Here is a 19970-nt window from a genome sequence, read left to right on the forward strand (position 1 = left end):
ATTCAGCACAACAAGCGCAGCGCTTTAACTCAGTGCCATTATCAAAACTTCCAGTAGTTGAGTTTCTTTCTAATTTTGAAGTTTCTTAATAGGTTTCTAGGTTTTTTATCAACCCAATTACTGCCCACCATTACTTCAACCGCTTTCACCACCCGATGTGACGACTTTCCATCTAGATAGGGGGTAATTGATGGCCCGTATTTTTGAATGCTATCGATAAGTTCGGGCGAAGGTGACAACGCTTGTTTTATTGCACCTTCTAGCGCATCGCTTTCTGTAATGTTAATAAAACAATCGAGCGGGTCGCGGTTATTTACCGTCACGACAGGTTTATTTAAAAGTAAGAATTCTTGAAAAATAGAGGAGTTGTCACAAATCATCACATCCGCTCTGTGCAACGCTTCGATGACATGATTATTTTCAAAAAACATTAGGTTTTCACTTTCTAACGCTTTGTATTTTTCAACCGTAGAGGCGGCCATTTTCGGGTGCAATGTCACTAACCACTGCCAGTTCCCGTTTTGACTTAACCGTTTAACCTCATCATAGACGAACTCGGCGCAGGACAAGGATGCAGAGAAAGTAGAACCAAATAGCACCTGCGGTTTATCGTAATGTTCTGTCGATTGATATTGAAATAATGAGTCTAATTTTACCCACCCGGTTTCAACCACATTGTAGTGGCCTTTATTACTGCGTGTTAATGTACCCGTGCGTTCAGGCCCTTCTGTGCAATATAAATCGAACAGCCCACGTTCAGGATAAACATTACCTCGCTTACTTTCATTAAGGCCATGAAAAACCTGTACTTTAATGCCGGGAATGAAATTTGGCACTCTATCGCCGGGGACGAACACCGCATCAGGTTTAAAGCTTATAGCTTGCTCAATGGAAGCTAATGCCTGCTCGTTTTCGTGTAAAAAGTGTTTGGACGCATCATTTCCCACCACCAACCATTTAACCTGATGACCTTGCTTTATCGCTTCATTTTGTATGGGGCGAAGTATGTCGAAGGAGTAATTTTGTTCTACATATAAAAGAAAATTTAAGGGTTTCCCCACAGTACTCGATGGCGATGCATGCATATTCTTACCCTTCAATTTCAAACTCAAACCAAAACCAAAACAAAGAATAGTAATGAGGCTGCAACTTTTTAGCAAATGGCTTTTGCAATCGTTACGCTGCGATCAATATTTACGCAGAATACGTACAAAACTCTTAGATCATTCAATGTTTTTTGCTCATCGATTTTATATTGAAACCGATGGGTATATTAGCTATTAAGGGGAAGACTCAGTGCCATCTGAATTACATAAATCACGGGCAATAGCGGCGCTTAAAAACGCGTTTATTGCTGACGCTTTGGCAATGCCAGTACATTGGTATTATAACCCAGCGGACATTTTAAAAGATTTCCCCGGTGGCATTCAGCAATTTGAAGACGCACCATCATTTCACCCCTCCTCTATTATGTCTTTGCATTCCACCAGCCAGGGGGGCCGGTCCAAAGCGTCTAAGCAGGAAAAGAAAAATATTGTAGGCGACGTTATTTTAAAGGGTAAACGACAATATTGGACTGGCGCTAATCAGCATTACCATCAAGGCATGAAAGCCGGAGAAAATACGCTGAATGCCCATTGTGCAAGAGTGCTACTTAACGCTTCAGTACCGCACTATCAACAAGCTGCTTTTTTAGATGGGTACATTAAACTGCTGTGCGCAGATAAGCCAGCTCACCCAGACACCTACGCGGAATCGTATCATAGAGGCTTTTTTGCTAACCTAGCTGCCGGAAAGCCTGCCAATGATTGCGGCGCAGTGACTCACGATACGGCATCTATAGGTGGCCTTGTTACCATTGGGCCTGTAGCGCTTAGCTGTGCCCTTAAGGGGGATGCACTGAATGACATTCAACGTCTCTGCAGAAATCACTTGTATTTAACTCACCCCAGTGAAGACCTTGGTGCGGTTTGTGATGATTATGTCGAACTGCTGTATCGATTGCTCTACCGCACGGACGAATCGCCTCAAAACATACTTGAAGATATTGCCCTACGGGGGAATCATATATCTTTGGCAAAGCTGGTTGCCAATAATAAAAGTGATATCGAAATAGTGGGTCGTCAATTCTCTCCTGCATGCTACATTTCTGATGCATGGCCCAGTGTGCTGTATTTTGCCTACCGCTACGTAGACGATGAAAAAAAAGCACTCACAGCCAACGCCAATGTAGGAGGGGATAACGTGCACCGTGGTTTTGTATTAGGTACACTCATGGGTTTGATTAAAGGCGCGCCAATTCGCGACATGTTTGAACAACTTGCTGATGCAAAAGAGATAGAGCATGAAATAATAGGCGCTTGTTCGAATGAGCAGAAACGCTAGGGTTGGATAAGCCAATTAATAAGCAAACTATAAATCTAATCACATAAATCCATGGATAAACCACCTATGACCATAGAGCGAATAGAAACAAAACAGCGTATGAGCCGTATAGTAAAACATAACGGCACCATCTATTTATGCGGCCAAGTGTGCGCCGATGCAACCCAAGGTATTACCGAACAAACCCAAACTATGTTAGATAAAGTGGATACCTTGCTAGCACAAGCGGGTAGCGATAAAGAACATATTTTATCAGCCACTATTTACATCAAAAGCATGGAATACTTCGCCGAGATGAACGCCGTATGGGACAACTGGGTGCCAGAAGGCCATGCCCCTGCTCGCGCTTGCGTTACCGCAGATATGGCTCGTGAAGCGCTGTTAGTTGAAATAACCGTTATCGCTGCCGAGAAGCATTCGTAACAACCACAAATTGACGTTAGCGTGGCATACCTCACTTAATTAGCAGTTGTCAGATAAAGCGATGTTGTAATAATTGCTATACCCCATTACTGGTAAAGAAATAGCCTGCCATTTTATTCAAAGAGTCTGGCCGAATATTTACCGCCGCCAACTTTTTACTATATAAGGGCGCAAGCTTTTCTCGTAACGTGTGAGCTAATTCATCAGGTGTGTATGTGCTCTCTGGTTTGCCTAGTGCAATAACATCTAAATCGATTTGTTTCGTTAGTGGGTCCCAACTAATATTAGTTGGGGCAAATTGCCCGGTCACCCCAGAAGAAACCGTCACTGCGGGGTCGGTTTGGATCTCTTCCTTCTCGTCGTACCGATTTTGATTCGCCGGCGTAGTGACTGATACCGCCTCTTTTGTATCCTTAAGTACCATTAGCCTAGACAGCTGCCGGCGCCAGAATGGTGCACCTAACCCAGCCAGTAAACCCGTTAATACACACCCAAATATCCAGTCGATAGACATGCGATTGATGCCTTGTGCTAGCGGGCCAACTGAAAATGTTTTCGTTTCTTCGGTAGAAAGTTGATTCAATCTGTTTCTCAATTCAATCATTATACTACCGGCGTTAGTCGGATCACTCTCCGCCTGTAACTTATCGTTTAAACTTTCGACCTGCGTTTGAATACGCGCCACCTTGTTTGCATCGTTACTTTCTAGCTCACTTATCAATGACACACTATTAATGTTTAGCGCTAGGGAAATTACGGTGGCTACACATGCCACTTTGATACCGGTCCTCAAACGAAATTGACTGGTGGCTCGATGGTCGCACTTCCCTACTCTGTCGGGCAACACCTGCTCTAATGTAGTAACCACTTTGGGCGTTGACACTTTAAGTGCCGTAGACAAAATATTGTTCATCAGTACCGACCGATTTAAATAAGGCTGTGGTTTGTCGCGTTCAGATGCCATTAACATATTAAGCTGCTCAAGTACGCTCGCACTTTGCGTGACATTAAGCTCAACATCATCCCTTAACGACAACCTCACTTCTTCAACTACACATTGACACCATTCCTCAAAGCCTCGCGTTCGGGAGCCAGCCATTAATATAAGCCTATCTGTTACTAAGGCTGAAAACTCAGCCACAGTAATAATCACCAATGTAAGCACTATGGCCGTATCAAGATAATCCATAATTTACCTCACAAGTCTAAAGATAAAGTATCGTTTTTAAATTTAGGAATAAACCGGTTGGCATTTTGAATAAAATCAACGGCGGGTAGCATGTACCCCTTATTCCCATCGCCAGCGATATGCATACCCAGCAGCGTTTTCCCATCACTACTAAGGACTGGTGAACCACTATCCCCACGCTTCGTCTCTCCATCGTAACTCGCAATAAGGCGATGTACCGCTTGAATACGGTTAAGCTCAGGCCCATAGGATACAATTTGTTGGTTGCCTCTTTTAGCGCATACATTGGATAGACTGATGGCACTTGCAGTGTTTTTAGGGGCAGTGACTTTGCCGCGCGGACTGTGCATGATGGCTGTCTTTGGTAATTCATCCATGTAATACAAAATTTTTGTCGGCACGGGCCCTGGAATAGCATTGCGTGCAAGCTCGAGGTTCTGTGGTTCTACTTTTGCAAACGCGACATCGAAGCTCCATGTATCAGTACCAAGCGGGGCGATATTTCCGCAAATACCGGTATAGCTCGCAATAACCTTTCCCGCATGTTTAATGGTGGCCTGCTGACAAGGCTGCTCGATGTTGTTAGCTAATAATCCAAATAGGTGAAAACAGCTTACAAGGTAATGCTCTGTATCACCTATATTACCCGTGCATCGCACTAACGCTACAGCACTACCGGAATCCGTTTCTTTTGTTTGAGTATTGATGACATCGATATAGCTCATTGCACTTTCCCCTCTTGTAAACTTTCAATCTTGGCTTTTATTTCCTCATAATTACTGAACTTTAAATCGATGTATCTTAGTGTTTTCCCCCATGGATAGCGCTCAAGCGACTTGTTAATCGTCACTTTTGCTTGAGCGGCCAAATCCTCTACTTTATCTACATAAAGTGCGGGGCAAATTGAATCTAGAGCACACAGTGTCACGGTAAGTACACCCTTGCTAAAATTCGAGTAGGCAAACGTAAAATCGTCACCACAATCTCCAGCTTCCATAGGAGCGCGCAATGCACACTTTAGCCTTCCTACATCATCATCGGCTTCGCAAACATCAGGTGTTGAGCTCAAGGCATTTGCTAAGCTTGCATGAGGCGTTAGCTTCTCGTTACTGGTAATGTTTTTACAATGTAGACTTTTTAGTAGAGGGTCGGTGGCGAGCCTCTCAAGTAATATCTTCTTAATCGCCTCTATATTTTTCGTTTCTGAAGGGATAGAAAACGACCCAACAAGAGCCAGTTCTCCTGAAATGGTACTTCCTAGTAAGGCTGGATTTTCCAAAACAATACCATTCGCATGTGTTCCCATTACCGGGTAGCCAATAACACCGAAGGTTTCATTCCATGTATTGGTTTTGCTATTTTCGCAGTTTTTCAACGCTGCTTGTGATGCCTCTTTAACGTTCTCTTTCGCAGCATCACTTTCAGTTTTTTTAACTGGCTCTTTAATCGATACGTTAATAATGGCGTGCTGAGTGCTGCTATCTTTCACTTTAATCGTAAAAGCTTCACCCGCTTTTGCCTCGCCTGTAAGCGTAACGATAACTCCAGATCCTCCTGCCACCGTCGAGACGTTTACCGATGAGTTAGGCGTTCTAGTTAACTGTGCGGAATAAGGCTTCGTTCCACCAGATACTTCAACGATTGCCGTTTGAATTACGCCCTGTGTAAATGCTAAAGAGGAATGATCGAGTTTTAGCTGGGTAGTAATATTATCAGTAAGGGCACCACAAGATTTAAACGTAGCTTCATTTAAGTTGAGGGGCATCGCCAATAAACCATTTAATTCGCTGGCTCTTGCCAACATAATTTGACGCTTCACTTGCATCTCTCCCATGGCAACACTGATGTTAGAAATGACTTTTTCGTAAACGCTTATAATCGCATTTTTAACGTTCTTAGCATTCTCGGCGTTCTCTTTGTTTTTTTTATCGAAGTTCCCCTTCGCCTGCGCTAACATGCCATCGAGAACTTTATTAACATCGGAACCGTCCGCACTAGCGAGTGTGGTTTGTAGTATTTCAGCGAAGTCTAACCCGGGCGTAAAATATTGTGCGTAATCACTCAATGCAGCTATTTGCGAACCGATACTATCTGTACTCGCCAATGTTGACGTTAAGGCTTCATCGACGGCCACACGAATGCTATCCACTTGCGCAAATACTCTAGGCCCAATCGTGGAAGACTTTGCAAGCAAGGTGTTGGTGCTTTGAAGTAACTGTGCGGCCCGCTCTCTGTCGCTGTCTATCACCTTTAACTGGGCCTGCGCTGCCGCTTTTAAGCTCTTGGTGGAATCATCATAAAGGAAGAGTTGGTTCACGGCGTTGGTCAAGTCTCCAGCCGCTATGGCGTACTCATCCATTGCGCTACGAAGCCGTTCGGCATTGTTTTGAATATGCTGATAATTGCTAGTAATTCCCACCATAGGGCTAACAATATCTTTTATGCACACCATTGCTCGCATACCAGCAATATACTGCGCACGCCTGCCAACATTTTCATTTGCCGTTCCTAAATGATAGGCGCCCCCTCCGAGCAACCCTGCCGCTTTGAACGTATCAATATTGGCCTCGAAAGCTGCTAAACCCAATGTTACTGTGCCAAGAGCAATCAGGCCTTGGCTTAAGTCTTGGCTTTGCTTTGCATCTTCTAAAAGCTTTCTGCGGTAGCCGTCGTAAGTGTAATCGACGTAAGCCATTGCCCGCTGAAGCTCTACTTCGCTTGACTCACACGAGGTGCAATTTTTTGTGTTAACGGGGCGAGGGTCCTCAACATAAGGAAAAGTAGTACAACCAAGTAGGGAGCTTACCAAAATACACATTGTCGATAATCGACTAGTGGTTTTTTCTCGGTTCAATAACTTACCGAATAGCGACTTGCCAAAATTGGCATAGCAGTCGGAATTAATCACGTTCATGTTGCCCTCATAATCCATTTTTATTGGTATATATGAGCAGTGCACGAACCTTTATAATTCTCTCACCTAAATAGCATTTTTATTTTTTTGGGTAGGAGCAATACCAATGACGAGACGATAAAGACAGGATTTAGCTGAGCCAGGCTTAACCTCTAGCCCAGCGCAACTACAAAGTAAGAATACAGCTAGCTAGTTCACGGTTGCGGTACCTATGTACCTATACCACCACCGTGGGTAGTATTGTGTTTTAAAACTTCGAATAAATCTTTATCATGCGAATGAGAGCCATCACCATCGTGATCATGAGCTCCATTGTTACTAAATTGCTTATCTCTATGAAAAACACGATACGTCATCCCATTTTGATTACCCCGATAAACGTATATTTGCATGGAATGGGGATGATCTGTCACGGGTTGAGCACCTTCTGTTCCGTGTTTAGGGTTATCTAAAGTCGGTATATAAAGAACCGTAAAATTTCCCGTTTCATAAACCTGATAGCAATTTCCGCTATAGCTGATGTCGTCAATATTATCTTTGTCAATTTCACTAGCGCCTGTAAATCCAACACTTATATTAGGTTTTGGCGTGTTTTGGCTTTTTGATTCGAACCTACAAGTATTTTCAAGCGCTAAAGCACTGCCACTTTTATCTAAAATTAGCGCTCCAAACCCGTTTATTCGTTGTGATTGAAGGGCGTCATCCGCCCCGCGAGTATCTATATCATTACCTAAAAATTCGACGTCATAACTAGCAGTAATTTTCGATAGCATGCACTCTGCATCGTCATCGTTGCACTCTTTATTTTCATGTGAACAACCAAGTAAGGTTAAAAGTAATAATGTCAGTCCTACGGTTGATATCATTTTTTTGAATAAAGTCATTAGGGTCCGCTCCTAGTTATTGACTAATTAAATTGTATTAACCCACTGTGCAGTGGTGTTTTTGTTGTATTGTTGTAGCCTGACACTTCAAAATCGTATACTCCTGATTCAAAGTGCTGTAATCCCATGTTTATGAAAATTTCGCTTGTAGAAGTTAAATGTAAAGCGCTTGTCGTGAACACTTGCTCTCCTTTTTGATTGGTTAACGTGAACCCATATTTGGGATAATCAAATTCAGGTATTTCAGTATCAACGTAAATTGCAAACACGAGCTGGCTGACCGATTGAGTCACCTTAACCGCATCAAATTCTGAAGCTCGAACATTCGCCATTTCCAAGCGATAAACATTTAAATCGGAATTTGGTTCTAAGCGCTGAGAGGTATTGAACGGCGTTGGCATTAATAAAACGAGAATCAATGCAGCGGCGGCTGCCCAAAGCGGAATTGGCTGCTTCCACACGCGAGGTTTGCTTTGAATAGGCGTTACCTTATCTACGCTGTTTGCTTGCATTCCCTTGTACAAACGCTCTGTAAGCTCTAGTTGATCTAAACACGCTTGGTTAGACAAAAAATAAGCTTCAAACTCCGCTTCTTCACTCGGTGTCATTCTACCTAGCACATACCGTTCTATTCTTTCATCTTGCTTCACTACGCAAACTCCTAACCATGAATACTCTGGGTCTATTGTTTGTGAAATGCCTATGCTCTTGCGTACTAACGTCTTGTGCACTAACTAGGCCAAACCTCTCAGTGAAATTCATATCAGTTATCTTCCATTACCGCTAACCACAGCGTTTTAAACCGCTGTTTGCAGCGATAAAGCACATTGTCGAAGTTTTTAGCGTTAACATTTAGTTCGTTACAAATCAGACTTTTATCTTGTTCATGTATATAGTAACGATGGAGTAATTCTCTATCTCTCGGTGTATTCAACTCTTTAATAACCGTTTGAACAAGCAAGCCCAAGTTATGTCGTTCTAATACATCCTCGGGCGATTGTGTTAACGGGCCAGAATACTCAGACTCCAACGCTTCCCCTATACCCGTTTGTTGGCGCTTAACGTCACTTTTTCTAAAATGCATCAGTAGCTGATTTTTCGCCGTCTGAAGAATAAACGCTGACAACTTTGTGGCATCTCGTAGTTCATTATTCCTAATACGTTCAATGACGATGCGCCACGTTTCTTGGCTAATATCTTCAGCCAAATCAGGGTCGTGACATTTTCGCCTAAGCACAAAGCGTAACCCCCTTTTATAACGCTCTATCATTTGTAATTCTGCGGCAGTATCTCCCGCTAAAATCCCTTTCACGATAGTGGCTGCAATATCGCTCTCAGACTCAGTCATGCCGCGTTACCATGCAGAACAAATCCCGCCCAGTAATAGGGCGATCGCCACGGGCGAGTTCCATTTTTTCTTTTGTGATTTTTCACCGCCACTTTCGCTTTTTCTAATGCTTCAGAGATGGGTAATTCGTGTTGTAGTAAATAACGATAAAACTCCTTCATCAGCTTCGCTGTTGCATCATCTTGTACTTGCCACAAACTGCCTATAACACTATGTGCTCCAGCTTCGATGAAGGCGCGGGTTAAGCCAAGCATGCCTTCGCCCTCTATCAAGTGTCCTTGGGTAGTTTCGCAACCACTTAACACAACAAGTTGGGCCTTTAGCCTAAGCCGCCTGATTTCCGAGGCAAACAGCAAATTGTCGGCACTTGAAGCGTTTGATAAAACGAGTCCACCCAATTCAGGCACTTGATTATTTGCTAGCCCATGTGTCGCCATATGTAAGATATTAAAGGTAGATAAATCTAATTCTGCTAACGCTTGTTTACTGGCTTTACCTTTATTTAGAAGGGTTATCGGTTGAGCAGAGAACTCGTTTATGTAACTTGCCTCTTTTGCTGTATAAGGCAATGAGGAAGACTGAAAACCATAGACTAGCGGGCTGCTTTGGTCTTTTGGCATAGTCTTCATTAAAGGGTCTGCCACAACAAGAATACTGCCTTCATCCACAGCCGTAGCGTAATTATCTCTTCTCGAATCTACTATGTTTTGTAAAGAATGTTGATAGCTTACTGACCACCCGCTCTGCGCGGGGGAAGATGTTGACAGTAATGAAAATGGTAAACGGGTTAACGCGCCATCCGGTATTACAATTAAGTTCGTTTTGCCTTTGAATAGATACTCTGCATTGCTAGGAAAAAGTGTATTGCGTAGCTCTGCCACCTCTTTACGCATTTTACGCAAAGGCAGTTTTTGCGATATCACATTCAGTACAGCGCCCACACGTTCACTAAAAAAACGCTCATGTTCACTCTTAAAGCTTACAATCTGCTGCTGATCAATAAACCACAACCTAGACTCCACTTCTGCGGTATCAATAAATAACACCACGTCATGCTCTGTTAAAGACTGCTGAAGTTGGGCCAATGATTTGGCCGAAAATTTAGCGGTAGACTGCGGAACAACATAATTGTCACTCTCAAGCTGATATAACGCTTCTGACAATACCCGTATTTCTCTGATGGTCTGTTTTCGCTGCTGTGTTTCAATTTGTGTACTAAGCTCAATCAATTTCACCTGCTGTTTTTGATTGAGCTTTTTTTGTTCACGTTGAATGTCGTTATTAGTATTGTTGTCGCGGTAAAGCCCGTACCCTATGGTTCGTGATCGCGCCCCCTCAGCAAGTAATAAGCTCTGCTCTGCCGAAAGTGAGTTATCAACACGAACCAGCAAACTGACCACCTTCTGGTAGGTAGAGAAATACCCCCTACGTAAATCGGTTCGCTTTATTTTTGAAAAAATGTCGTTGATCTGCTTGCTAATATCACGGCCTATTTGTAGTGCAAGTACTGGGTCGAGATGGGCTACTTCATTGGCATAGGCATATGTACTTTCTAACTGTGACAACGTGGAGCGCGTTTGAATAAGTTTGCTCGTTCCTTTGTTAAAATAGGTCTCAGCACTTTTAATGTTACCCATGGATGCATGCAGCGTGGCCATTTGTATTTGTGCTAAGCCGATTGACCGAATATCTTGCGTTTGCATCAGAACATTTAACGCATTTTGCTGATATTTCATTGCCTCATCTTTGCTACCAAGTAACGTAAGGGCATGCGCTAGATTTGAAGCAGCAATAGCATGCTCGTAATCCGTGGCAATTCCATCAGTGTTAAACAAGTAACTCTCTATCCGCTCTTTCGCCTGTTGATGCTCTCCAAGTTGCATGTTGAGTAAACCAACAAAAAAGTCGATTTCACTCGCCCCCTTTGAAGCATTCAATTTAAAAAATCTGCGCTTTGCTATATCAAACGTATCCTTCGAATAAATATACTGCCCCGTTGCCTGCAGAAGCTTCGCTTTTTCTACATTAGCCCACGCATCTAAGTATGCATGCTTAAACCTACCGCTTAGCTTTAGCGCCTGTGTAACATGATGATTGGCTTGCTCGATATTGCCTAGTTGTCGATACACACCCGAGAGTTTGATATGCAAGTTCGTGATTGCGTAGTTATCTGAAACTTGGGTTGCTAATTTCTTGGCGAGAACGTATTGCTGCATGGCGTTGTTAAAATCGCCCGTGTGATAAAACAGCCATCCTAAAGAGGTCATGCTTTTAATAGCATTTGACACATCACCTTGTTCCAAGAAAATTTTGCTGGTTTCTTCAAAGGCCGTTACAGCATTCAAATAGCTTCCTTTTTCAATTTCTATTGACGCTTCTAACTCTTTCGCCTCTGCATACAACAAGGGATAGTGCCCAGAATTTAGATGGCCGAACACAATGCTTAAGTACGCCACCGCGGTATCAAATTCACCTTTTTCATAAATATAGTGACTCGCTAAGTCATTATGAATTTTAATAAGGTAGGATTGGGGAATAGATGTCTGCTGTAAAATACGTTTCAGTAAATCAGCTTGATTGTCGTATTCTCCAAGGTAGTGGCTCACTATGGATTGCATATAGGCACTGAAAACAATGAGAGAGTGATCTTCTAACGATGTTGCAATATTCTCTGCTTTTTCATAGTGCGAACGCACATCATGTAAGGCTTCTTTATACTCCATCTCTGCAAGCTGATTTTCTGCCGCAGACCACGTTAAGGAAGCGAATTGAATGGCATTGTAGAAATTCCTATGAGCATCCAATCCGGTACCAATTGCACTAAATAAGATATCGCTGCGACCTTGCGTTGGCGATGATGCCGAAGTATCTATTTCAACGTAACAAATGACACAGTCGTTCGCATCGAAGAGTAGGTATTCAGGTTGTCTATAGGCGGCTGGAATATCAAGAGTGAGTAAGGGCTTGCTAGTTTCATATTCATCGCCATAAAGCGCTAAGCGAACATTTGCTGCTGATTGCGTTGCTTTAATAAGCACTGTCACACCCGACGTAGGGATAACTCTAAACGTTGTTTTTTCATTAAGGCTTACTTGGAAATTCGCCGTGGTAGCGTCCGATACTGTCACGGTGGGAAGCAATGTATTTTCTTCCGCCCATCCAGAAAAAGAAAACATATAAAGCATAGAAATAAAGAAAGGAAAACCACATAGCAAAGCTAGTGATCTTTTGATGAAAGAGACGCTTGGAGTTTCCATACATGCTTTTACGCCACCAAAGTATCGTTCAAAAAATACACTAATTTATTTGAACACTCAAGTCGCCTCATACTAGCAGGCCTTATTTACCTAGCCTTGGATTTTTCTTTTTTCCTCTAACGAACTGCAATACGCCTCTAAACGAGTACTAGTGGAGATCATTCTCGTATAAGCCTGCAATATCAAATACATTCAGAACCTAATATTCTTGTCATAGCGAATCACTGCAAACATGGCTTTTAAAAAGGCTCATCGATAGCTTTGCTTGGTTCAGTGAACCACACTGCGCCAGTGTCAGATACATAAAAGTGATCTTCCAAACGAATACCAAACTCGTTGGGAACCACTATCATGGGCTCATTGCTAAAGCACATACCTGGTGCCATAAGGTGTGGATTATCCTTCACCAAGTATGGCCACTCGTGAATATCCATACCAATACCATGCCCTGTTCTATGGGGCAAACCAGGGAGATTATAATCTGGGCCTAAGCCATCGGACGCTAAACTGTCTCGGGCGGCCTTATCAACATCGCCACAGGGTACGCCTGGTTTTACTGCATTAAATGCGGCGTACTGCGCGCGTTTTTCACTTTCCCACATCGCCTTTTGCTTCACCGTTGGCTTACCAAAGCAGTAGGTTCGCGTAATATCAGATAGATACCCATGAACTTTGCAGCCGGTATCAATAAGCACCAAGTCGTTTTCTTCTAATATTTGTGGGTCTTTTACCCCATGTGGAAATGACGTTGCTGTACCAAAAAGTACAATACAAAAGTAATTGCCACTGGCACCCACTTTTTTGTGGGCATCATTGATAAAGGCTTCTACTTCTGTGGTAGTAATCCCTGCATAGAGCATACTGGCTGTAGCTTTATGCACTGCAAGGGTCATATCCATAGCACGCTGTATAAGCGCAAGTTCGTTGACCGATTTGTGCATTCGGCAGTGGGCAGTAACCTCTGCGCCATTAATAATACTGGCGCCTTCAGGGAGTGCTTTATTAAACCCATCCACAACGAAGAATTGGGTCGATTCATCTACCGCGATTTTCTTGCCACCAGCAGTATCAATTTCACCCAGTAAATGAGCAATCAGTGCATAAGGGCTTTCATGCTCTTGCCACCCAATAATGTCGCCGTTAATCACTTTACGCTCTTCAAGGGAGTCAATTTCAAAGTAAGGCGCTACATAGATGATATCGCCAGAGGCAGGAAGAATAGCGCCCACTAAACGCTCGCTGGCATACCATTGCATGCCCGTAAAGTAAGATAAGTTAGTGCCGGCATTAAGGTACAGCGCACCAATACTATTTTGCTGCATATATTGCTGTGCTTTATCTATGCGAGTTAAGTATTCACTTTTTTGAATAGGCGCTACATCGCTAGTCATATTTGAAAGACTGCCCAGTGCTTCTTCCTTTGTTTTCCCGCCAATAAGTGTTGTCATAACCTGCCCTTATAATTTTATACGTCGATAAAGCAGTTGCACTGTACAACACTGAAGCAAAAAGTCGAGAAAGCCAAATAAAAGCTTATTCGCTGATCAACGAATAGGCATGTTAAACCTAGGAAGGCGTTAAGTTATTTATCTCCCACCTGCTTGGGTAACTTAAGCGTAAACGTGGTATCTAGGTCGCTCGATTCTTCCATAGGAGCAAGTGCTAACGTCCCTTGCATTTTCTTCGCTAAATTAGAGCAGACAGACAACCCCATTCCAGTTCCTTTGCCAACATCTTTAGTCGTGAAGAAAGGGTCAAAAATATGTTTTCGACTTTTTTCTGCTATTCCCCCCGCGTTATCCGAAACATTTATTAGCACAAACTCTGGTTTTTCCGCGACTGCGACCTTTATAATTTTCTGCTGAGTTTGCTTATCTGATGTAGCGTGAGCCTGAATCGCATTTTTAATCAAATTTGCAATTATCTGTTGTATGAAGCCTTTATGAGAAGTTATCTGAATATCACTATCAATCACTAGTTGAACCTCAACGTCTTCTTTCAATTCATATTTGAGCATTCGAACGGTTTCTCTGGTTACCTCACTGATGTTTAGCAACTGATTCTCAAGTGACTCTTTTCGAGAATAGCTCCCCAAATCACTAATGATATCCCTTACCCTCAGTAAGCCTTCTTTCGAATCATGAACAAGTGCTTTAATGTCTTCGGTCACAAAATCAATATCACTGGTTTGTTTAAAGCTTTGTATTGACTGGGTGATCTTCTGGTTTACTGGCTGCTCAATCTCGTTAATGGATTGAATGAGCTGTTCATGCAAATCCACCATGTGGATTAACGTTTCCACATAATGGTCGAGGGGGTCGAAGTTGCTAATAACAAACGCTAACGGGTTGTTTATTTCATGGGCAATCCCTGCTGCCATGTGCCCAACAGACGCCATCTTTTCTACATGAATTAAATGATCTTGGGTCGTTTTTAGCTCGGCCAAAGTTTCTTTTAAACGCTGATAATGCGTGGCCATTCGCGATTCTGCAAATCGCCTTTCTAATATTATTTTAAGCTGTAAAGAAGCATCACGCATAACGTTTAGCTTCGTGGTAGATACGCTATCTAGCGCTTCCTCGCTTATGAAACAGAGAATGGAAGCCAAGTTATTGTTGTAAACAATTAGCGGAAATACCAAATAGCTCACTACTGGGTTTGGCAACATGTCAATTAATGACCGCATAGGCGCAAGCTCTGGTGATAAGTTAACCACGGGGGCTTTACATTGCAGGGCTAGGTTGATGATGTATTGCTTTGTATCATGGTCTACTTCATCAAGTTGGCTCTGGCTAATTGAGGGCTGTGATGTGGGTACACAGGTAACTTTAGCGGGAGTAACCACTAAACCACTGTGCCCACCACAAAAATGCAGCAACGTTTCCGCATAGGATGCGATTAATGCCTGAATATTCTGTCGTTGATGGGAAAATCGATTCACCGAGGTGAGCATATTCACTTGCGCATCTTTCTCTATTAGATGCTTATTAGCAATGCTAATACGCTTAATAATGCGAGCAATTTTACGCTGTACAAACGCAGCGTCCTCCTTATTTAAGCGGATAACATCGTCCACATCGGCCCTATTCATTATTTGGCTCGGTGTGGTAGAAACGGCATCACTCACGCAGATAACCAAGGTGCTACTATGCGATGCTAATGACGTTCGCACATAGTCTACTATTTCTATGCTGTCTGACTCACTTTGTGCATCATTAATATGGAAGAAGATTTTGTCTGGCGTATTGGAACGCAGTGCTTTTTTTAGTTTTTTGACTGATGAATAACAATGAGTGACAAGGCCTTCGGGTAAAAAATCAGCCAACTCAGATGGCGCGTTAGTGTATATCATTGCCATATTAGGCAGATTAGAATTCACCATACAGTTGAAGATTTCATCCTTTTGCTCTATCTATTCTTAATAGACTTATAGTTTGTTTTTACCAAAAGGAGTATTAATAATTCTATGAAAAATATCGTGCGCTTAATCTATTTAAGTTCGGCAACCAGAGATATGTCGCTCTCAGATATGAAAGATATCTTAACTGTTGCCCGTAAAAACAATCAATCGCTTGGGATTTGCGGAATGCTTTGCTATGACAACCGCTATTTTGTGCAAGCTTTAGAAGGTGAGCGCGAAGCGGTTAATGAATTATTTTTCCATATTTCAGACGATGCTCGACACTCTGATGTCATTATCTCCAGCTACGAATATATCGATAAACCCACCTTTACAGAGTGGAATATGGGTTATGCTGGCAGTACGCCAATTTTTACTGAGTTACTCGCTCGATTATCGCAAACCGAGTTTGAACCAACCAAACTTCCACCAAAGCAGATATACGCTTTGTTAAGACACCTTTCAGCCCATCAGCAAACGGTTTAGTTTTAACGACATTTCGCATTTTTGAGCGGCTGTTCGATAACAAGGTTTATGGATTTACGTTAAGGTTTACGTCTTGCCTCTGACTCCATCCATTGAAGAACACTTTATACCTCAACGGTTGTTTTTAAACTGGGGTAAAGATTGAAAAACTCACACCAATGAGAAATCGACATGGTGTTGTCATTCTTATCTACGTTAGTTGGCGGTAAGCCTTTTAAGTGGCTTGCTCCGGTGTACTTAACGACCTGCATGTCAGCGGCCAATGCTCCTTGTATACCCGCTTCTGAGTCTTCAATAACCAAACAGTGCTTAGGATTGACGCCCATCTTCGATGCGGCAAGTAAGAATATATCGGGGGCTGGCTTCCCATGTAACACTTCGGTACTTGTGGTAATACGCCCTTTAAAAAAAGAACGAAGCCCTGTTTTTTCTAGCGCAAACGCAACCCGCTCTGGGCTACTGCTAGTCGCAATGCAGCTTCTGACATTCAAGTGCGCGAGCACACGGTTAAGCTTGGGAGTAGTTTGTAACTCTTCAGCAAACACCTGTAACAACGCCGTTAAATAATTATCTCTGAACTCAGCTGGAAGTGAAATGGTGAAGTCGGTTAAAATCTGCTTTTGTGCAGATTCATAACTTTTACCTAAAAAATGCTCGTCAAAGTAAGCACTTGAAACCACTACACCTAAGTCGGCCAACATGGCAATGATTACCCGCTTGCATAGCACTTCGCTATCTACTAACACCCCATCACAGTCGAAAATAACGAGCTGGATGTCTGTACTGTCAAGGGAGGTTTTACTGCTACCCATCTGATAATCCTTGTATATTTCGTCCTTAAAAACGTGCAGGCTACTCTTGAATGCAATAACCCGCACATCAACTAAAAACGAATTATGCTACACGCTCTTCGCCCCAAGAAAGTGAGGGAATAGTTACGCCACCTTTGTCAAAATGCATAATTTTACTTTCTGCAGCAGTTAAGTTAATCCTATCGCCATAGCTCACCGGACAATCACCGTCAGCTTTAACCGTGAGCGTACCAGCGCCTTCTACATGCACATGTAAAAAGGTTTCAGAGCCAAGGTGCTCTACTACGCCTACCTTGCCTGACCACAACCCTCGCTCTTGGGTAATTTTTAAGTGTTCTGGTCGCACGCCAATGGCATGTGTGTCGTCGCCAGCTTTAGGCATCACATCAATGAAATTCATTTTTGGCGAGCCAATAAACCCAGCTACAAAGCGGTTAACTGGCTTTTGATATAGCTCTAGCGGCGTGCCTACCTGCTCGATAATACCGCCATTAAATACCGCAATACGGTCAGCCATAGTCATGGCTTCAACCTGATCGTGCGTAACGTAAATCATGGTGGTATCTAAACTTTTGTGAAGCTCTGAAATTTCCAAACGCATGTTAACCCGAAGCGAAGCATCGAGGTTAGATAAGGGCTCATCGAACAAAAATGCCGAAGGTTGGCGCACAATAGCACGGCCAATCGCCACACGCTGACGCTGCCCACCCGATAGCTGACCAGGCTTGCGATCAAGATAATCGGTTAGGTTCAGCATTTTTGCGGCTTTTTCAATTTTTTCGTCAATCACTGCAGGGGCAACTTTTGCGCGCTTAAGCGGAAACGCAATATTGCTGCGCACAGACATATGCGGGTACAACGCGTAAGACTGAAATACCATAGCCAAGCCACGTTTCGCTGGCGGCATATTCGTGGCATCTTCACCATCAATATCTATGTTGCCGCTAGTCGTATCTTCAAGCCCTGCAATCATACGAAGTAAGGTAGATTTACCGCAGCCCGATGGCCCAACAAATACAATGAACTCACCGTCGCGGATATGTAAATCTAGCGGCTTAATAACATTTACGTCGCCAAAGCTTTTTGTCACTTGTTTTAAAGTAATGCTTCCCATTGGAATACTCCTACTTAACCGCGCCGAAACTTAATCCGCGCACTAATTGTTTTTGACTGAACCAACCAAGAATGAGGATTGGCACCACAGCCATCACAGAGGCTGCTGATAATTTCGCGTAAAATAAGCCTTCTGGGCTTGAGTAACTGGCAATAAAGGCAGTTAGCGGGGCTGCATTCGCGGCGGTAAGAATGAGTGTCCAAAATGCTTCATTCCACGCCAAAATAACGTTGAGCAGCAAGGTTGACGCAATGCCGGGTAAGGCGATTGGTAGTAACACGTGAAAAATCTCTTCTTTAATGCCCGCGCCGTCCATTCGTGCCGCTTCAAGAATTTCATGAGGAATTTCTCTGAAATAGGTGTAAAGCATCCACACCATGATAGGTAAGTTAATGAGGGTCATTACAATTACCAAACCTAAGCGTGTATCTAGCAGACCGAAATCACGGAACAACAGATAGATAGGAATTAGCACCCCAACCGGTGGAAGCATTTTGGTTGATAGCATCCACATCAATAGGTTCTTGGTCCGCTTGGTTTGCACAAAGGCCATCGACCATGCAGCCGGAATAGCAATCAGCAGTCCAAGCAAACTTGCTCCTAATGAGATGATCACAGAGTTCATAAAGTGATCGAAATAAGGTGAGCGAGCTAACACATCTTTGTAGTTCTCTAGCGTCCACTCAAACATAAATAAGCTTGGCGTGGCTGAAATCGCTTCAGATTCCGTTTTAAAGCTGGTGATCATGGTCCAAAGAATAGGAAAGAAAATCATCCCACTGATGGTCCACGCTAAAATGGTGTAAATAACTTTTGATTTATTCGTGCTGTTCATTACCTAGCCCTCCAAATTCTTGCCGATAAGGCGCATTAAGAAGATGGCAACAATGTTGGCAATAATGACTGCCACAATTCCACCTGCTGAACCGCCGCCCACATCAAACTGAAGTAGCGATTGGGTGTAAATTAAGTACGTAATATTGGTAGAGGAATAACCTGGGCCACCACTCGTAGTAACCAGAATTTCTGCAAAAATAGACAGCAAGAAAATGGTCTCAATAAGAATGACTGCGGTGACTGCTCGGGATAAATGCGGCAACACAATGTAAATAAATTTACTGAACGGGCCTGCACCATCTAAATCCGCCGCTTCTAGTTGCTCTCTATCTAACGATTGAATAGCGGTAAGTAAAATTAGCGCTGCAAACGGCAGCCACTGCCACGACACAATAATGATGATGGAAAGCAACGGAATTTGTGCAAAGAAATCGATAGGGGTTGCACCAAAAAACTCGGCAAGATGAGCAAACAGCCCGTTTACCGGGTTCATGAACATGTTTTTCCACACCAATGCGGAAACCGTTGGCATAACAAAAAACGGTGCCAATACCATTATGCGGACATAGTTTCTGCCCCATATGGCTTGGTCGAGCAATATGGCTAAACCAATACCGCCGCAGATGGTAATAAACAGTACACCGCCGACTAGCAATAAGGTATTGAAAAATGACTCTATAAAAGCAGGATCGGTAAGAAAAAACTCGTAGTTCAAAAAGCCTATGTACTCATTATCGCCAGGCATGAGCAAGTTATAATCTAAAAACGAGAAATATAACGTCATGCAAAGCGGAACAATCATCCAAGCTAACAGCAAGGTGACCGAAGGAAACAGCATCATTTTGGCTAAGGTACGAGATTGGGTAGTCGCCATTGCTAAGCCCCTTACAAGTGAAAAAAAGTGGGTAAGTGCACCTCGCA

General features: G+C 43.0%; 17 protein-coding genes. 3 read left to right on the top strand and 14 right to left on the bottom strand.

Going from position 1 to position 19970, the window contains the following annotated elements; all coding sequences use genetic code 11:
- Positions 1-41: 41 nt before the first annotated feature.
- The gene (locus KYS23_RS06415; protein WP_159533048.1) at positions 42-1085 is read right to left on the bottom strand and encodes a UDP-N-acetylglucosamine 2-epimerase; all 1044 of its coding nucleotides are present in this window, start codon (positions 1083-1085) and stop codon (positions 42-44) included.
- A 211-nt stretch (positions 1086-1296) separates the two neighbouring features.
- Between KYS23_RS06415 and KYS23_RS06420 the strand changes: the two genes are divergently transcribed.
- Together KYS23_RS06420 and KYS23_RS06425 are read left to right on the top strand one after the other, a co-directional pair.
- Positions 1297-2385, top strand: coding sequence for an ADP-ribosylglycohydrolase family protein (locus KYS23_RS06420; protein WP_218418236.1), 1089 nt, complete (start codon positions 1297-1299; stop codon positions 2383-2385).
- 66 nt (positions 2386-2451) lie between these two features.
- A complete protein-coding gene (locus tag KYS23_RS06425; protein ID WP_218418237.1) occupies positions 2452-2808 on the top strand; it encodes a RidA family protein in 357 nt (118 codons plus the stop codon).
- Between the two features lie 76 nt (positions 2809-2884).
- On the opposite strand, the gene KYS23_RS06430 is transcribed toward KYS23_RS06425, so the two are convergent.
- From KYS23_RS06430 to KYS23_RS06470, 9 genes are all read right to left on the bottom strand, one after another.
- Positions 2885-3997, bottom strand: coding sequence for a hypothetical protein (locus tag KYS23_RS06430; protein WP_218418238.1), 1113 nt, complete (start codon positions 3995-3997; stop codon positions 2885-2887).
- Between the two features lie 8 nt (positions 3998-4005).
- Positions 4006-4722 carry a hypothetical protein gene (locus KYS23_RS06435; protein WP_159533055.1) on the bottom strand — a complete coding sequence of 239 codons (717 nt, stop codon included), beginning with the start codon at positions 4720-4722 and terminating at the stop codon, positions 4006-4008.
- On the bottom strand, positions 4719-6911 hold the full coding sequence (locus KYS23_RS06440; RefSeq protein ID WP_218418239.1) for a hypothetical protein: 2193 nt from the start codon (positions 6909-6911) through the stop codon (positions 4719-4721). Before KYS23_RS06440 ends, KYS23_RS06435 begins: the two co-directional genes overlap by 4 nt.
- Before the next feature lie 209 nt (positions 6912-7120).
- Positions 7121-7795, bottom strand: a complete 675-nt coding sequence (locus KYS23_RS06445; protein WP_218418240.1) for a hypothetical protein — start codon at positions 7793-7795, stop codon at positions 7121-7123.
- Between the two features lie 23 nt (positions 7796-7818).
- The gene (locus KYS23_RS06450; protein WP_218397731.1) at positions 7819-8445 is read right to left on the bottom strand and encodes a hypothetical protein; all 627 of its coding nucleotides are present in this window, start codon (positions 8443-8445) and stop codon (positions 7819-7821) included.
- A gap of 113 nt (positions 8446-8558) precedes the next feature.
- A complete protein-coding gene (locus tag KYS23_RS06455; RefSeq protein WP_159533061.1) occupies positions 8559-9143 on the bottom strand; it encodes an RNA polymerase sigma factor in 585 nt (194 codons plus the stop codon).
- Positions 9140-12400, bottom strand: a complete 3261-nt coding sequence (locus tag KYS23_RS06460) for a CHAT domain-containing protein (protein ID WP_218418241.1) — start codon at positions 12398-12400, stop codon at positions 9140-9142. Before KYS23_RS06460 ends, KYS23_RS06455 begins: the two co-directional genes overlap by 4 nt.
- A gap of 239 nt (positions 12401-12639) precedes the next feature.
- A complete protein-coding gene (locus KYS23_RS06465) occupies positions 12640-13848 on the bottom strand; it encodes a M24 family metallopeptidase (RefSeq protein WP_159533065.1) in 1209 nt (402 codons plus the stop codon).
- 134 nt (positions 13849-13982) lie between these two features.
- Positions 13983-15782 carry a sensor histidine kinase gene (locus tag KYS23_RS06470; RefSeq protein WP_218418242.1) on the bottom strand — a complete coding sequence of 600 codons (1800 nt, stop codon included), beginning with the start codon at positions 15780-15782 and terminating at the stop codon, positions 13983-13985.
- Between the two features lie 84 nt (positions 15783-15866).
- Here KYS23_RS06470 and KYS23_RS06475 point away from each other — a divergent pair, with 84 nt between their 5' ends.
- Positions 15867-16286: a BLUF domain-containing protein gene (locus KYS23_RS06475; RefSeq protein WP_159533069.1), complete on the top strand. Its 420-nt coding sequence runs from the start codon at positions 15867-15869 to the stop codon at positions 16284-16286.
- A gap of 104 nt (positions 16287-16390) precedes the next feature.
- Here KYS23_RS06475 and KYS23_RS06480 read toward each other — a convergent pair whose 3' ends face one another.
- The 4 genes from KYS23_RS06480 to KYS23_RS06495 form a co-directional block, all read right to left on the bottom strand.
- Positions 16391-17098 (bottom strand): HAD family hydrolase, encoded by a 708-nt coding sequence (locus KYS23_RS06480; protein WP_218418243.1) that lies wholly within the window; start codon positions 17096-17098, stop codon positions 16391-16393.
- An 82-nt stretch (positions 17099-17180) separates the two neighbouring features.
- On the bottom strand, positions 17181-18212 hold the full coding sequence (locus KYS23_RS06485) for an ABC transporter ATP-binding protein (protein WP_159533073.1): 1032 nt from the start codon (positions 18210-18212) through the stop codon (positions 17181-17183).
- Positions 18213-18222: 10 nt separating this feature from the next.
- The gene (locus tag KYS23_RS06490) at positions 18223-19047 is read right to left on the bottom strand and encodes a carbohydrate ABC transporter permease (protein WP_129740032.1); all 825 of its coding nucleotides are present in this window, start codon (positions 19045-19047) and stop codon (positions 18223-18225) included.
- Positions 19048-19050: 3 nt separating this feature from the next.
- Complete coding sequence (locus KYS23_RS06495) at positions 19051-19923, bottom strand: carbohydrate ABC transporter permease (protein ID WP_218397738.1); 873 nt, start codon at positions 19921-19923, stop codon at positions 19051-19053.
- Positions 19924-19970: the final 47 nt, after the last annotated feature.

Source organism: Alteromonas lipotrueae (assembly GCF_019249255.1).
Taxonomy (GTDB): Bacteria; Pseudomonadota; Gammaproteobacteria; order Enterobacterales; family Alteromonadaceae; genus Alteromonas; species Alteromonas lipotrueae.